15 protein-coding genes are annotated in these 14,395 nt (G+C 73.0%); 6 read left to right on the top strand and 9 right to left on the bottom strand.

Translation table 11 applies throughout. The annotated features are described in order from the left end of the window. Positions 1–2: 2 nt before the first annotated feature. Positions 3–602: a hypothetical protein gene (locus E1182_RS23380; RefSeq protein ID WP_132268967.1), complete on the bottom strand. Its 600-nt coding sequence runs from the start codon at positions 600–602 to the stop codon at positions 3–5. A 9-nt stretch (positions 603–611) separates the two neighbouring features. After that, positions 612–1,142, bottom strand: a complete 531-nt coding sequence (locus E1182_RS23385; protein ID WP_132268969.1) for a M48 family metallopeptidase — start codon at positions 1,140–1,142, stop codon at positions 612–614. 506 nt (positions 1,143–1,648) lie between these two features. On the opposite strand from E1182_RS23385, the gene E1182_RS23390 reads away from it, so the two are divergent. From E1182_RS23390 to E1182_RS23400, 3 genes are all read left to right on the top strand, one after another. Beyond that, positions 1,649–1,816 carry a DUF5679 domain-containing protein gene (locus E1182_RS23390; RefSeq protein WP_012014940.1) on the top strand — a complete coding sequence of 56 codons (168 nt, stop codon included), beginning with the start codon at positions 1,649–1,651 and terminating at the stop codon, positions 1,814–1,816. 276 nt (positions 1,817–2,092) lie between these two features. Next, a complete protein-coding gene (locus tag E1182_RS23395) occupies positions 2,093–3,151 on the top strand; it encodes a ThiF family adenylyltransferase (RefSeq protein WP_132268974.1) in 1,059 nt (352 codons plus the stop codon). Positions 3,152–3,219: 68 nt separating this feature from the next. Continuing rightward, on the top strand, positions 3,220–4,551 hold the full coding sequence (locus E1182_RS23400) for an AarF/ABC1/UbiB kinase family protein (RefSeq protein ID WP_132268976.1): 1,332 nt from the start codon (positions 3,220–3,222) through the stop codon (positions 4,549–4,551). A 298-nt stretch (positions 4,552–4,849) separates the two neighbouring features. On the opposite strand, the gene E1182_RS23410 is transcribed toward E1182_RS23400, so the two are convergent. From E1182_RS23410 to E1182_RS23420, 3 genes are all read right to left on the bottom strand, one after another. Next, positions 4,850–5,215: a WhiB family transcriptional regulator gene (locus E1182_RS23410; protein WP_132268981.1), complete on the bottom strand. Its 366-nt coding sequence runs from the start codon at positions 5,213–5,215 to the stop codon at positions 4,850–4,852. 129 nt (positions 5,216–5,344) lie between these two features. Next, the gene (locus tag E1182_RS23415; RefSeq protein ID WP_132268984.1) at positions 5,345–5,599 is read right to left on the bottom strand and encodes a hypothetical protein; all 255 of its coding nucleotides are present in this window, start codon (positions 5,597–5,599) and stop codon (positions 5,345–5,347) included. Between the two features lie 124 nt (positions 5,600–5,723). After that, positions 5,724–7,892 (bottom strand): ATP-dependent DNA helicase UvrD2, encoded by a 2,169-nt coding sequence (locus tag E1182_RS23420; RefSeq protein ID WP_132268986.1) that lies wholly within the window; start codon positions 7,890–7,892, stop codon positions 5,724–5,726. 90 nt (positions 7,893–7,982) lie between these two features. On the opposite strand from E1182_RS23420, the gene E1182_RS23425 reads away from it, so the two are divergent. Continuing rightward, positions 7,983–8,225, top strand: coding sequence for a mycoredoxin (locus E1182_RS23425; protein WP_132268989.1), 243 nt, complete (start codon positions 7,983–7,985; stop codon positions 8,223–8,225). 59 nt (positions 8,226–8,284) lie between these two features. Here the strand turns inward: E1182_RS23425 and E1182_RS23430 are convergent, their stop codons facing one another. Further along, positions 8,285–9,583 (bottom strand): MFS transporter, encoded by a 1,299-nt coding sequence (locus tag E1182_RS23430; protein WP_243706384.1) that lies wholly within the window; start codon positions 9,581–9,583, stop codon positions 8,285–8,287. A 228-nt stretch (positions 9,584–9,811) separates the two neighbouring features. Between E1182_RS23430 and E1182_RS23435 the strand changes: the two genes are divergently transcribed. Together E1182_RS23435 and E1182_RS23440 are read left to right on the top strand one after the other, a co-directional pair. Beyond that, a complete protein-coding gene (locus E1182_RS23435) occupies positions 9,812–10,786 on the top strand; it encodes a helix-turn-helix transcriptional regulator (RefSeq protein WP_132268992.1) in 975 nt (324 codons plus the stop codon). A gap of 74 nt (positions 10,787–10,860) precedes the next feature. Beyond that, positions 10,861–11,088, top strand: coding sequence for a DUF397 domain-containing protein (locus E1182_RS23440; RefSeq protein ID WP_132268994.1), 228 nt, complete (start codon positions 10,861–10,863; stop codon positions 11,086–11,088). 171 nt (positions 11,089–11,259) lie between these two features. On the opposite strand, the gene nudC is transcribed toward E1182_RS23440, so the two are convergent. From nudC to E1182_RS23455, 3 genes are all read right to left on the bottom strand, one after another. Beyond that, positions 11,260–12,204 (bottom strand): NAD(+) diphosphatase, encoded by a 945-nt coding sequence (gene nudC, locus E1182_RS23445; protein ID WP_132269000.1) that lies wholly within the window; start codon positions 12,202–12,204, stop codon positions 11,260–11,262. A gap of 50 nt (positions 12,205–12,254) precedes the next feature. Further along, a complete protein-coding gene (locus E1182_RS23450) occupies positions 12,255–13,592 on the bottom strand; it encodes a pitrilysin family protein (protein ID WP_132268996.1) in 1,338 nt (445 codons plus the stop codon). 173 nt (positions 13,593–13,765) lie between these two features. Then, on the bottom strand, positions 13,766–14,395 hold a 630-nt coding region (locus E1182_RS23455; protein WP_132268998.1), incomplete at its 5' end, for a pitrilysin family protein.

Below are 14,395 nucleotides of genomic sequence, written 5' to 3' on the forward strand. Positions count from 1 at the left end.
GGTCAGTGGGGGGTGGTGAGGAGGGTGCGGGTGTTCTCCCAGCCCTCTACCGCCGGATCGAGGGCCGCCAGGTCCACCGGGCCGCGCAGGCGGCGCCAGGCCGGGGTGACCGCGACGTCGCCCGGGACGGGTGCCGCCCGGCGCAGGTCCGCCGGGACGGCGGTGTCCAGGTCCAGCGCCGGCAGCCAGGCGGGTACGGGCAGCCGCGCCGCCACCCCGAGCAGGCCGGGAGGGTCACCGTCGACCGGGGCGACGGCGACGGGTCGGCTGGTCAGCGGCCGGAGCAACTTGCCCAGGATCAGGCCGGGCAGGTCGGGGGCGTCGGCGGCGACCACGGCTGCCTGGTCGTACCCGGTCAGCGCCGCCAGGGCCGCGTTGACCGTCGGCTCCGGCACCTCGTGGATCACGGTGCCCGGCCAGACCACCGCCTCGGCCACCCGGCGGTCCTCCGGCGTGACCGCCACCGCCGTCTCGACCTCGGCCAGGGTGGCGAGCAGGTCCACCACGTCCTCCGCCAGCGCGGTACGCCAGCTCACCGGGTCGATCCCCGGCGGCGCCCACGCCGCCGGCACCAGCAACGCCACCACCACACGTCGGAGCACGCCCCGACCTTAGCCGGGCAGCGGAACGGCGGAGGCGGCGGCGACGCCCTCCAGGTAGCCGCGGGCCCGCTCGGTTTTGGCGTACCGGCTGACCAGCTCCCAGAAACGGGCGTTGTGGCTGGGCACGATGAGGTGCGCCAGCTCGTGCAGCAACACGTAGTCGAGGACCCAGTCGGGCATCTCCTGGAGCCGGTGGGAGATGCGGATGGTCCGGTCGGCGGGGGTGCAGGAACCCCAGCGGCCGTTCTGGTTGGTGACCCAGCGGACGCTGGCCGGCAACGCCTCGGCACCGTGGTCGGCGAGATACAGGTTGATCAGGCGCAACGCCCGGTCGAGCAGCTCGGTGTCGGAGCGGGCGGGGCGCCCCTCCCGGGCGGCGAGCCGGGCCAGCATCCGGTCGACCCACTCGCTCTCCTCGGCCCGGGAGAACTGGTCCGGGATGAGCACGACGACGCGTTCCCCGTCGCGGTACGCGGACACCGTGCGTCGCCGGCGCTGGCTGCGCCGTACCTCGACGACCGGCTTCCGCACCCCAGCCATCAGTGGGCCGCGCAGCCGTGGTTTCCTGTCACGAAGGAAAGCTAAAGCGTACTGACCAGGGGTCCGCAAGAGTCAACACGGCGACACGCGCCCAGAAAATGGTGGTTGGTCGCGGAGAGTCCCGAAAAAAGTTGACGATGACCTTGACGAAACCGGTCGGCCACCCTTCGTGACGGTCGCGCGGCGACCGCACGCCCTCCGGTCCCACCGTAGAAGATCGTCCCGCCGCAGGCAGGCCGGCCCCGACGGAGTTCGGCCGTTTCACCCGGCGTGTCCCCGGCAAACTGCCCGATCCCACCTATTCCGGCGTGCACACTCTCGACGTCGACTTCCTCACAGTGTCGATGCACAGCTGACATGGAACTACCCGCACCTGGGTAGGGTCCGCCAACCAGCGGTCACGTGGGTGGCCGCGCAGAACGACCCCGGTGCCGGCGCCCTGCGTGGCCCGCCGCCGGGGAACCGTCGGGCCGGTACGCCCGGCGGACGAGACGAGGAGGCTTACCGTGGCCGACCAGGCCCAGACCTACAACGGTTACTGCGTCAAGTGCAAGGAGAAGCGGGACTTCGAGGGGCGGGTCGAGGTTTCGAAGACCGGGATGAACATGGCCAAGGGCAAGTGCCCGGTGTGCGGCACAACAGTGAACCGCATCCTGGGCAAGGCCAAGGTCTGACCGGCCACACGGGGGAGGGCGGCGCCGGCCGCCCTCCCCCGTGGTGTCCGCGGTCCGAGAGCGCCGCCGACGAACCGCGCGAGCGGACCGCTCGCGGGCCGGTGTCGCGCGCGCCACCCCCGAGGTGGTCACGGCTTCCGTACTGTCCGAAGCGCGACACGGTTACCGCCCGGTTGTGGATAACTCACGGAATGCTGTGGACAACGCTGCGTGCAGGGCCGCGCACCTGTGGACAACGATCGACGGACAGCTTCGGCTCGATCACGATTCGTCGTCATGAGGTCAACCTCCGTCGCTCTCCCCCGCCCCACGCTGCTGCCGGGTCTGACCCGGCTCTGGCGCGACCGGCACACCCTGCAACTCGGCCTACGGCCCGGCCGGGCCGTCCTGCTGGAGGTGGCGAATCCGCGCGCCGCCCGACTACTCGACCTGCTCGACGGCAGTCGCAGCGAACGCGTCATCCTGGCCGAGGCGACCAGGGCCCAGGTCCGTCCCACCGAGGCCCGGGAACTGCTCGACGCGCTGCAGGCGGCCGGTCTGGTCGTACCCGCGCACACGCTGCTCCCCCGTGACCTCGCCGGGGCCGCCCGCGCCCGGCTCGCCGCGGAGGCCACCGCGCTCGCGTTGGCCGCGCCGGCCCTGCCCGGCACTCCGGCCCAGGTGCTGCGCCGACGACGGGCCGCCCGGGTGGTGCTGACCGGCGGGGGACGCCTCGGCGGGCCGGTCGCCGTCGCGCTGGCTCAGGCGGGGGTGGGCCACGTGGTACCCGACCTGGCCGGGCCGGTGCAGCCCGGCGACCTGGTCGGCACGGGGCTCACGGCGGCCGACGTGGGGCAACCACGGGCCGAGGCGCTCCGCGCGATGATCGGCCGGGCCTGCCCCGGGACACTGACCCGCTCACCCGGCCGCGTGCGCGTCGAACTGGTGGTCCAGCTCGACGCGGACCGGCCGGCGGCGCTGCTCGCCGCCGGGTACGCCCACCGCCGCCAACCTCACCTGCTGCTCGGGTTGCGGGAGGGGACGCCGGTGGTCGGGCCGCTGGTGCGGCCCCCCGTCGGCCCCTGCCTGCACTGCCTGGACCTGCACCGGGTCGACCGCGACCCGGGCTGGCCGGCGCTGGCCGCCCAGCTCGCCGGCGATCCCGACGACCAGAGCTGTACGGCGGCGACCCTGCTCGCCGCCGTCGGGTACGCGGTCGCCGAAGCCCTCGCCCACCTCGACGGCGGCAGCCCGGAGACGCTCGGCTGCGCCGTCGAGGTGGGCGGGACCGGCCGGCTCCGACGCCGCGTCTGGTCACCTCACCCCCGCTGCACCTGCTCCGGCCGACGGCGCTGACCGGGAAAGCCGAGGGTCAGCCCGGCCGGGAGCAGCCGCCGGCCCCGGAAGTCGGTAACAATGGCCGGGTGACCGACATCCCGCGCCGGGCCGTCTCCCGGACCGCCAAGCTCGCCGCTCTGCCGCTCGGCTTCGCCGGGCGGACCGTCCTCGGCATGGGTAAGCGTGTCACCGGGATCGCCTCCGACGTCATCTCCGCCGAGATCCAGCAACGCACCGCCGAGCAGCTGTTCAGCGTCCTCGGGCAGCTCAAGGGCGGTGCGATGAAGTTCGGTCAGGCGCTGTCGGTCTTCGAGGCGGCCCTGCCGGACGAGATCGCCGCACCGTACCGGCAGGCGCTGACCAAACTTCAGGAGGCGGCACCGCCGCTGCCCGTGGCCAGCGTGCACCGGGTGCTCGCCGAGCAGCTCGGGCCGGACTGGCGGGACCGGTTCGTCTCCTTCGACGACAGCCCGGCTGCCGCGGCGAGCATCGGGCAGGTGCACCGGGCGTGGTGGCGCGACCCGGAAACCGGCGAGGCGGTGGCCGCCGCCGTCAAGATCCAGTATCCGGGCGCCGGCGACGCGCTGCTGGCCGACCTCAAGCAGCTCTCCCGGCTGGGCGGGATGTTCCGCGCCATCCAGCCCGGGCTGGACGTCAAGCCGCTCCTGGCCGAGCTACGGGAACGGATCACCGAGGAGCTCGACTACGAGCTGGAGGCGCAGTCGCAGCGTGCCTTCGCCGCCGCGTACGCCGACGACCCGGAGATCTTCATTCCGCAGGTGTTCCACGCCTCCCCCCGGGTGCTGGTCACGCAGTGGATTGAGGGCAATCCGCTGGCCGACATCATCCGCGAGGGGACCGAGGAACAGCGCGACGAGGCCGGCCGGCTGATGGCCATCCTGCACCTGTCGGCGCCGGCCCGGGCCGGGCTGCTGCACGCCGACCCGCACCCGGGCAACTTCCGGTTGCTGCCCGACGGCCGGCTGGGTGTGATCGACTTCGGCGCGGTGGCGCGGATGCCGGAGGGCACCCCGGAGCCGATCGGCCGGCTCGCCGGGCTGGCCCTGCGCGGCGACGCCGACGCGGTGGTGGCCGGGCTCCGCGAGGAGGGCTTCGTCAGCCAGACCGAACCGATCGACGCGCAGGCCCTGCTGGACTACATCCGGCCCATGCTGGCCCCGGTGGCCGAGGAGGAGTTCCGCTTCACCCGGGCCTGGCTGCGCTCGGAGGCGACCCGGCTGGCCAGCCCGAAGTCACCGGCCTTCCAGTTGAGCCGCCAGCTCAACCTGCCGCCGTCGTACCTGCTCATCCACCGGGTGACCCTCGGGTCGATCGGGGTGCTCTGCCAGTTGGAGGCCAAGGCGCCGTACCGGGGGATCCTGGAACGCTGGCTGCCCGGCTTCGCCCCGGTGAGCTGATCCACGACACACGTGGGGGCGGTGACCATCCGGTCACCGCCCCCACGTTCTGCTAGGGATCTAGAGTACGCCCAGGTCACGCGCCGACTGGGTACGGCTGTTCATGGCGACGGTACGGGCGGAACGGGTTGCCTCAGTGCTCGTGGTGGTACGACCGGCCTGAGGCCGGCGCATTCGAGCCCGGGACAACGCTTCGTGGAGTAGTTGCATCTCGGTTCCGTTCGGCAGGTGCAGCAGCATGGTCTTCACTTTCTCGATGCCGGTGACGACCGGCGGGGACGTGTGGATCGGGAAGTTGTCAGGCGGCTAGCCGGACCGCGTCGCGCTGGGTGGCCACACCACTGGCCACCAGACGCGCCTCGGCCTCGACCCGGAGGGCGGCGTCGCGGGCGAGGTCCTCCTTGCGCGGGCGGCCCCGGGGCCGCTTGCGCGGGACGACCGCGCCACGCTCGAAGATCTCGCCGCCCCAGACGCCCCAGGGCTCGGCCCGCTCGACCGCACCGGCCAGGCACTCGACGCGCAGCGGGCAGTCCCCGCAGAGCGACTTGGCCAGTTCCAGCTCGGCCGGCTGGTCGGAGAACCACAGGTCGGGGTCGAACTTCCGGCAGGGCAGGTTCGCCTCCACCTCGACGCTCACGTCGAGCGGGGCCAACGCCAGACTCATCACCCGGTCACCTCTCTCTCACTTCGATCTCGTGGATCGCTTTCCGACGTACGGCGGGGCAAAAAAACTGAGGCCGCGGATCCCGGTATGCGGGTTCCGCGGCCTCGAGGTGAGCCGGTGGTCTGAGTTTCAGACCGGTCTACCTCGAGGTGGAACACCGCGGACATCGCGCCGCTTGTTTGCGGCATCGACACCCATGCCCGTGAAGCCACTGGTCCGCTCGATTCCGGTGGCCGGCGCGGCCTGGATCAGCTCGGCCTGAGTCCAAACCTGGTGCACCTGCGGAACCGACGGTCGCGTGGCGGCAAGGGCCACCCGGACAGCCGACAGCGGAGCGTGGACAGCTGGCATCGCCGCCAGACGCTCATAGGTGAAGATCTCCACGGGTGCCACCTCCCTCACGTTCCTCGTGCCGACATCGGACTCCACCCCGTGAGCAGCCGGAATGGTGCCGCTCCCAAGGTGTGTCCTGAGGCTATTCCTCGCCGGGGGGCGAGGGCAAACGAATTTACGACGAGTTTTCTGAAGTTTTCTGCGGGCCGATGTCATCGACCGTGGCGCCCCCCACGAGCGCCAGCACCGCCTCGCCGTACAGGCCCAGCTTGCGGGGACCGATCCCGGCGATCGCGATCAGCTCCTCCACCCGCCCCGGACGCCGCTCGGCCAGCGCGGTCAGGGTCGCGTCGGTGAAGACCACGTACGCCGGGACCTTCTGCGCCCCGGCCACCCGGGCCCGCCAGTCGCGCAGCCGCTCGTACAGTTCCTCGTCCAGATCGGACGGACAGGTCGGGCAGCGGCCCAGCTTGCGGTCCTGGCCGGCGAGCAGGGTAGCGCCGCAGATACGGCAGGAGGCCACCTGGACCCGCCGCCGCTCCACACCGGCCCGGCGGGCCACCCCGCTCCCGCCGGCCCGCTCGCCGCCGCCGGAGCGGTCCAGCTGCGGCAGGAACCGGCACGGCCGCCGCGCCCGCCCACCCGGCGAACGCGCCGAGGCGTACGACAACCAGAGCCACTGGCGGGCCCGGGTGATCCCCACGTAGAGCAGCCGGCGCTCCTCCTCCACCTGCTCCGGGGTACGGGCGTACGTGGTGGGCAGGGTGCCCTCGGAGAGCCCGACCAGAAAGACCGCGTCCCACTCCAGACCCTTCGCCGAGTGCAGGGACGCCAGCGTCACCCCGTCCACCGTGGGCACGTGCTGCTGGGCGGCCCGCCGGGCCAACTCCTCGGTGAAGTCCGACAGCGTCACCGGACGCTCCACCGCGGCGGCCTCGCCGATCGGCAGCACCGGGGGCGTGGCCGCGTACTCCTCGGCGAGCTGGACCAGCGCGGCCAGCGCCTCCCAGCGTTCCCGCGCGGCCCCGCCCGGCGGGGCGGCGCCGGGCGCCCAGCCGACCGCGGCGAGCGCCTCCACCACGGCGGCGGGCAGCGGGGTCTGCCCGGGGATCGAGCGGGTGGCGGCCCGCAACGCCACCATCGCCTGACGTACCTCGGCCCGCTCGAAGAAGCGTTCCGCGCCCTGCACCACGTAGGGCACCCCGGCCTCGGTCAGCGCCTTCTCGTACACCTCGGACTGCGCGTTGGTTCGGAACAGGACGGCGATCTCCTTCGCCGGGGTGCCGGAGTCGACCAACGTCCGGCAGCGGGCCGCGACGGCGTTGGCCTCGGCCGGCTCGTCGGTGAAGATGCGCAGCTCCGGTTCGGGGCCCGGCGGGCGCTGCCCGTGCAACTCCAGGCGCAGCCGGGCCTCGGCACCCCGGGCCTGGCCGATCACCGCGTTGGCCAGCCCCACCACCTGCGGGGTGGAGCGGTAGTCGCGGACCAGGCGCACCACCGTGGCGTCACGGTAGCGGCGCGGGAAGTCCACCAGGTACGACGAGGTGGCCCCGGTGAACGAGTAGATGGTCTGGCTGGCGTCGCCGACCACGGTGAGGTCGTCCCGACCGCCGAGCCACGCCTCCAGCAACCGCTGCTGGAGGGGGTTCACGTCCTGGTACTCGTCAACCACGAAGTGCCGGTACTGGCCGCGCACCTGCTCGGCCACGTCGCGGTGCTCCTCGATGCCCCACACCGCCGCGCGCAGCAGGTCCTCGAAGTCGATCACCCCGTTGGCGCGCTTGAGCCGCTCGTACGCGGTGAACACGTCGGCCACCTTCGCCGGCTCGTACGGGGTGTCGCGCTGCGCCTTGGCCGCGGCCACCACGTACTCGCCCGGCTCCACCAGCGACGACTTGGCCCACTCGATCTCACCGGCCAGGTCGCGGGCGGCGGCCCGGTCGGCGCGCAGGCCGGCCTTGGCTGCGGCCAGGGTGACCACCCGCACCTTGCTGTCGAGCAGTTCCGGCAGGGCGCGGCCGTCGAGCAGCCGGGACGCGAAGTAGCGGACCTGGCGTAGCGCGGCCGCATGGAACGTGCGTGCCTGCACACCTCCCACCCCGAGCACGGTGAGACGGGCTCGCATCTCGGCGGCGGCCCGGGCGGTGAAGGTGACCGCGAGGACGTGCCGGGGCGAGATCTCGCCGGACAGGGCACGGTGGGCGATCCGGGAGGTCACCGCGCGGGTCTTGCCGGTGCCCGCGCCGGCCAGGATGCAGACCGGGCCGGCCGGGGCGGTCACCGCCGACCGCTGCTCCGGATCCAGTCCGGCGAGCACCAGTTCGGCCGCTGAGTGAACCACCACAACAAGGAATCATCTCAGCTCGCGCTGGTGTTGCAGCGGTTAGCCTGGCCTGACCGGCGCCGGGCCGAGCGAGTCTTGGAGGACCTGACCATGCTGACGATGTATTCCACCCCGTGGTGCGGCTACTGCCACCGACTGAAGTCGCAGCTCGACCGGGAGGGCATCGCGTACGAGGTGGTCGACATCGAGCAGGACCCGCAGGCGGCCCAGTTCGTGATGAGCGTCAACGGGGGCAACCAGACCGTTCCGACGCTGCGGTTCACCGACGGCAGCGCCCTGACCAACCCCTCGATCACCCAGGTCAAGCAGCACCTGGCCAGCATCGCCGGCTGAGGACCCGCCGCCGGAGGTCGTCGCACACCGCGCCGGCCCCGGGCGCGTCGGTGGTCGGGTCAGGACCATCCGTCCCGGCGGGTGGTGGCGACCACCTCGTGCGCGGCGAGCGACTCCGGCGACCGGCGGGGAGACGGGACCGGTGGGAGCGGGTGCGGCGGGGTGCGGCGTCGCCCGACGGGTGGGGAGAGGCGACGGCCGCACCACAGCCACACGCCGGCCGCGGTGGTGATCACCCCGACGAGCACGAAGAGCAGTCGGTAGTCGAACGCGCCGACGAGCACCGCACCGAATCCGATGGAGAACGCCTGCGGCCCGCTGACCAGCGCCTCCGACGCCGCGGTCACCCGACCCAACAGCCCTGGCGGGGTACGCCGCTGGACCAGCGTGGTCAGCCCCACCATGGTCAGCGGCAGCGACACCCCGGCCAGCAGCAGCGCGAGCACGCCCAGCCGCAGGTCCGGCCAGGCCAACGCCAGCGCGGCCGGACCGAAGCAGGTCACCCCCGCGGCGAGCGCGCCGACCTCGCCGACCCGCCGCACCACGGCCGGGGAGAGCAGACCACCGACCAGCCCACCGATGCCCTGCACGGTGACCAGCACCCCCACGAACGCGGCGTCCCGGCCGAGGCCCTGGTCGACGTACGCGAAGATCAGTGATTCGCTGAAGCCCATCACCAGCGAGCCCACCCCGTAGCCGAGCAGCGCCCGGCGCAGCGCCGGCTCACCTGCCAGGTGGCGTAGCCCGGCGCCCAGCTCGGCCGACCAGCGCAGGGTGACCGGTGCCGGTGCGACCTCGGCGGTCCGGAGCAGCCCGACCACGACGGCGGCGGTGACGAACCCGACCATGGCCAGGGTGGTGAGCAGCCAGCCGCCGACCGCCGCGTAGAGGACCGCACCGGCGAGCGGACCGCCGAGGCGCAGCCCCTGCCGGACGGTCTGCAACGCCCCGTTCGCCTCGGCGAGCAGCTCGTGGGGAACGAGCTGCCGGATCAGGCCGCTGAGGGTGGCGGTGAGCGTCAGGTACGACAGGCCGTACAGGGCGGCCACCACGTAGATGATCCAGACATCGGCACCGTCCCGGACGGCGAAGAGCGGAGTGAGTAGCACCGCCGTGCCCAGGTTCGCGGCCACGAAGAACGGCCGCCGGCGGTACCGGTCGACCAGCCAGCCCACCAGCGGCGCCAGCGTCATCGGCGCGATGATCGCGAAGATGGTCGCGCCGGCCAGACCGTCCGAGCCGGTCAGGTCCTTGACCCAGATGGCGAGCGCGAGCAGCAGGATCGACTCGGCGGCCATGCTGGCCAGCAACGCGCCGAAGAGCAGTCGGAAGTCGGGGCGGCGCAGGACGGTGCGCATGGGATTCCCTCCGCGGGGGTGGCGCCGGCGGGCGCGGTCTGGAGGAGGTGCGGCCGGCCCGGTCATCGTCGTCCGCGCCGCTGACAGTTACCACAGTCCTCTTTTTGTCTCGGGACACGCCCTCGCCGGGAACCACCGACGCCGGTCGCGCGTCCATACTGACCGTGGGGGGCGAATCTCATACAGTTACCGTCGCGTCAGCGGCGGTCGACGGAATCGAGGACACCCGTGCCTCCTGCCGTACCGAGCCCGATCCTGCGTCGGCGCAGGCTCGGCACCGATCTCCGCCGCCTGCGCGAGGCGGCGGGGCTCACCGGCGACCAGGTGATCGAACGAATCGGCTGGGCGTCGGCGTCCAAGCTGTCCCGGCTGGAGAACGGGCGCAGCCGACCCGACCCGGACGACGTGGCCGTGCTGCTGGAGCTCTACGGCGCGGACGCGGCACAGCGGGCGGACCTGCTCGCCATCGCCCGGGAGGCCGGCGACGTGCGCGGCTGGCGCAAGTCATACCCGGTGATGACGCAGCAGCAGCTCGGCTGGGCGGAGATCGAGGCCGGCTGCGCGGAGATCCGTGAGTACAACCCGGTCCTGGTGCCCGGGCTGCTGCAGACTGCCGGCTACGCCCGGTTGCGGATCGTCTCGGCGGACCGGGCCACCGAGACGGAGAGCGACCCGCGGGCCGGCGAGGATCCGGAAACCGAGGTCCGCGCCCGGCTGGCTCGACAGTCGTTGCTGGACCGGGCGGACGGCCCCCGCTACACGGCGGTGCTGGAGGAGGCGGCGCTCGGCGAGCGGGCCGGCCCCGTCGAGGTACGGCGCGAGCAGCTCGGCAAGCTCTGCGAGCTGGCGATGCTTCCCAACGTCACGCTGCGCCTGCTGCAACGCACCACCGTGATCGGCCAGTTCTATCTGCCGCCGACCGCATTCTCGCTCTACCGCTTCGCCGATCCGCAGGATCCGGAGACGCTGGCGATCGAAGGTGGCTTCATCGACGTCATGTCACACGATGCAAATACCGTAAATCGCTATAAAGTGGTCTTTGAGTGGCTGTGCTCGGCGGCGCTCACCGCAACGGACACCGTCTCGTGGCTCTTCGAGGAGACGGGACGGCTCACCGGGACGGCGACGCCATCCCCGGCAGCCCCCGGGGCGGCAGCGGCGCCGATCCAGCGTCGGCCGTCCGGGCGGCTGACGGAGCGGTGATCCACGCCGAACCTCCGTCGGGATCGGGCGGACGCCACTCGTCCCCATCGGAGTTCCAGAGCAGGAGCAGAACCATGAACGAGATCCACAACACCCTCTCCGCCCGGCAGCTGCCCGACGCCCCGTGGCGCAAGAGCACCCGCAGCCAGACCTCGAACTGCGTCGAGATGGCCCCGCTGAGCGCGGCGGCGGTCGGGTTGCGCGACAGCAAGGACCCCAGTGGGCCGGTGCTGCTGTTCCCCCGGGCCGGATGGCTCGGCTTCATCACCGGCGCGAAGAACGGACAGTTCGACCTGACCTGATCCGGCTGACGAGGCGAGGGCCCGGCCCGGCCGAACCCGGCCCGGGCCCTCGACCGACCCCGCCGCCCGTGACACCGCCTGCCGCACGCTGCGCGACGAGGCGCGGCGGGCGGGCCGGGCGAGGCGGAAAGGGATCGGCCAGGGGGGAGGGAATCGGTCGGGGCGGCGACGTCAGCAGTGGCCGTTGAGCCAGCGGTCCAGGAGGAAAAAGGCGATCGACGAGGGGGGCGGCAGGATCATGCGGTCACCACCGCCGACGTCCACCGGCCGGCCCGCCAGCACCGCGCCGATCTCCCGTCGGGTGAACCAGCGGGCGTACGCGATCTCGGCCGGGTCGAGCCGTACCGGCGCCCCCGGGTCCGCCTCCGCCAGGAAACCGAGCATCAGGGAGCCGGGGAACGGCCAGGACTGGCTGCCCGCGTACCCGATCCGCTCGACCGCGACCCCGACCTCCTCGCGGACCTCGCGCAGCACGGCGGCCTCGGCTGACTCCCCCGGCTCGACAAAGCCGGCGAGGCAGGAGTAGCGCCGCTTCCCTGCCGTACGCGGCCAGGCCGCGTTGTTGCCGAGCAGGCAACGCCCGTCCGGCCCGTCCACCCCGTCGTGCACCAGCACGATCATCGCCGGGTCGGTCCGGGGCCAGGCCCGGTGGCCCTGCGCGTCCACCCGGGACCAGCCGGCCTCGTCGACCTCCGTGCGGTGCCCGGTTCGTGGCGACCAGCCGTGCCCCCGATGCCAGTTGACCAGCGCCAGCGCGGTGGTGAACAACCCCGCGTCGCGGTCGCTCAGCAGGTGGCCGACCTCACGCAGGTTGACCTCACGGGTGCCGGGCAGCTCCGACAGCGGCGCGTCCACCGCGAAGACCGGGACGCCGTCGGGCTCCACACCCAGGAACAGCGGCGCGGCGTCCCCCATCGCGCCCAACTCGACCGCATCCCGCAACACCAACGCGGGCGGGTTGGTGCCGCGCACCAACGCCCGCCCGTCGCGGGTCGCGTCGAGCACCAACACCCGGGCCCGCCGCCACGCCTGCGCCAACCACTCCCGGTCGGTCCGCCGGTGCGCCGCCCGGTCCAGCGTGGAGCGGGCCAGCGGTGGAGCCGCCGGGCCCGTCACGCCGGGTGGGGGCGACTCGCCGGTCAGATTGGCTGAAGACGGCTCAGTGCTCACGCCGGCTCCCGTCGGACCGGAGTCAGGGCGGACAGCTGCCCCTCGATCCGGTCGGCGTCGCCGAGCACCACGGTGACCGCCTTCGCCGGCGCCAGGTAGCGGGCGGCGACCTCGACGACGTCGTCCACGGTCGCCCTCGCCAGCCGGGCGGCGTGCTCGGCGAGGAAGTCCAGGCGCAGGCCGTTACCGGCGTACGCGCTGGTCAACGAGGCGAGGCCGGCCTGGGTCGACATGCCCAGCTGAAGGGTGCCCAGGGCGTACTGGCGGGCCTGTTCCAGCTCGTCCGGCTTCGGCGCCAGCGTGGCCAGCCGGCCCAGCTCGTACGTGGTCTCCAGCAGGGCGGGACCGGTCACCTCGGTGGCCACCTCCGCGGAGGCCACCAGCACCGAGCCGGCGACGGAGTGCTCGACGGCCGAGTGCGGTCCGTACGTGTAGCCCTTGTCCTCGCGAATATTCTCCGTCCAGCGGGACGAGAAGTAGCCGCCGAAGAGCAGGTTCGCCAGTTGCAGCGCGGCGTGGTCGGGATGGGTCCGGGGCACCGCCGGCAGCGCGATGCGCAGCGACGACTGCACCGAACCGGGCCGGTCGACCAGCAGCAGCGGACCGGGTTCCAGCGACGGAGCGGGCGGTAGCTCCACCCGGTGCCCGTCGCCCCGCCAACCGGCCAGGGCCAGCTCGGCGGCGTCCAGCGCACGCTCCGGCTGCACGTCGCCGACCAGCACCAGCACCGCGCCCGCCGGGTGAACCCGTTCGGCGTGCAGCCGGCGCAGCGCCGGTGGACGGACGGCCCGAACCTGATCGGGTTCGGGGGTCTGCACCGCGTACGGGTGGCGGCCGTAGATCCGCTTGAGCAGGGCCGTCCGGGCCAGGTGGGACGGCTGGCTCTGGGCGACCTGGATCCGGTCGACCAGCCGGTCCCGCTCGGTGTCGACCCACTCGGCCGGATAGGTGGCCCCGGTCAGCACGTCGGCGAGGATCTCCAGCATCCGGCCCAGGCCGGTGACCAGGCTGGCCCCGGAGAGCATCAGCCGGTCCGGGTCGATCCCGGCGGAGAGCCCGCCGCCGACCTTCTGCAGTTCGGCGGCGATCTCGGTGGCGGTGTGGGTCGCGGTGCCGGAGAGCAGCGACTGCGAGAGCAGCGCGCCCCGGGCCAGGTGGGCCCGCCCGAACGGCATCCAGAGCCGCACCTCGACCAGCGGGACGGCGGGACGGCGCACCGCGATCACGGTGAGCCCGTTGGACAGCGTCCGCTCGGCCTGCTTCGGCAGCTTCAGCTTGCGGGTCGGCCCGAGCGGCGGCAGCGCGCGGGCCTCGGCGGAAAGGATTGCCGTCACCGGGCGTTCTCCGTTCGCGACTGCGGGGCTCGCAAACCCGGCTCACTCCTCGCACTCACCGGGCGTTCTCCGTTCGCGACTGCGGGGCTCGCAAACCCGGCTCACTCCTCGCACTCACCGGGCGTTCTCCGTTCGCGACTGCGGGGCTCGCAAACCCGGCTCACTCCTCGCACTCATCTGGCACCTCCGGGGATGACCTCGACTGCGGCGCGGCGCTCCGGTCGCAGGGTGGCGGCGGCGGCGCGTACCTGCTCCTCGGTGACCTCACCGACCAGCCGGGGTAGTTCGTTGAGCAGGCCCGGCTCGCCCCGCTGCTGCTCCAGCACCGCCATCCGCAGTGCCCGGCCGAGCACCGCGTCGGTGTCGCGCAACAGGTGGGTGGCCATCCGGGCCTGGGTGCGGGCCAACTCGTCGTCGGTCAGCCCGTCGGTGGCCAGCCGGTCCAGTTCCTCGTCGATGGCGCCCAGCACCTTGTCCACGTCGCCGCCCGGCGGCAGGTGCGCCTGGAGCAGCAGCGCGGTGGGGTCGCGTACGTCGAAGGGGTCGCCCATGAAGCCCAGGTAGCCACCGAGGCCGGTGACCGTACGGTCCCGCTGGACCAGCCGCTCGACCAGCCGGGACGCGTCGCCGTCGGTGAGCACCTCGGCCAGCACCACGTACGGCAGGTAGCCGGCGAAGTCGTCGATCGGGTCGGGCACCCGCCACGCTCCCGCCACCGCCGGCAGCGGGGCCAGCGCGTCGGTGTAGGCGTGCCGCCGCTCGACGGTCAGGTCCGGTTCGGTGAAGTCGGGCCGGGCCGGGGC

Source organism: Micromonospora sp. KC721 (assembly GCF_004348355.1).
Lineage (GTDB): Bacteria > Actinomycetota > Actinomycetes > Mycobacteriales > Micromonosporaceae > Micromonospora.

Excerpts from the sequence above, each read along its gene's own strand:
- E1182_RS23410 (WP_132268981.1), bottom strand. The coding sequence starts at position 5,215 with ATGAGTCTGGCGTTGGCCCCGCTCGACGTGAGCGTCGAGGTGGAGGCG.
- E1182_RS23385 (WP_132268969.1), bottom strand. The coding sequence starts at position 1,142 with ATGGCTGGGGTGCGGAAGCCGGTCGTCGAGGTACGGCGCAGCCAGCGC.
- E1182_RS23430 (WP_243706384.1), bottom strand. The coding sequence starts at position 9,583 with ATGCGCACCGTCCTGCGCCGCCCCGACTTCCGACTGCTCTTCGGCGCG.
- E1182_RS23425 (WP_132268989.1), top strand. The coding sequence starts at position 7,983 with ATGCTGACGATGTATTCCACCCCGTGGTGCGGCTACTGCCACCGACTG.
- E1182_RS23395 (WP_132268974.1), top strand. The coding sequence starts at position 2,093 with ATGAGGTCAACCTCCGTCGCTCTCCCCCGCCCCACGCTGCTGCCGGGT.
- E1182_RS23440 (WP_132268994.1), top strand. The coding sequence starts at position 10,861 with ATGAACGAGATCCACAACACCCTCTCCGCCCGGCAGCTGCCCGACGCC.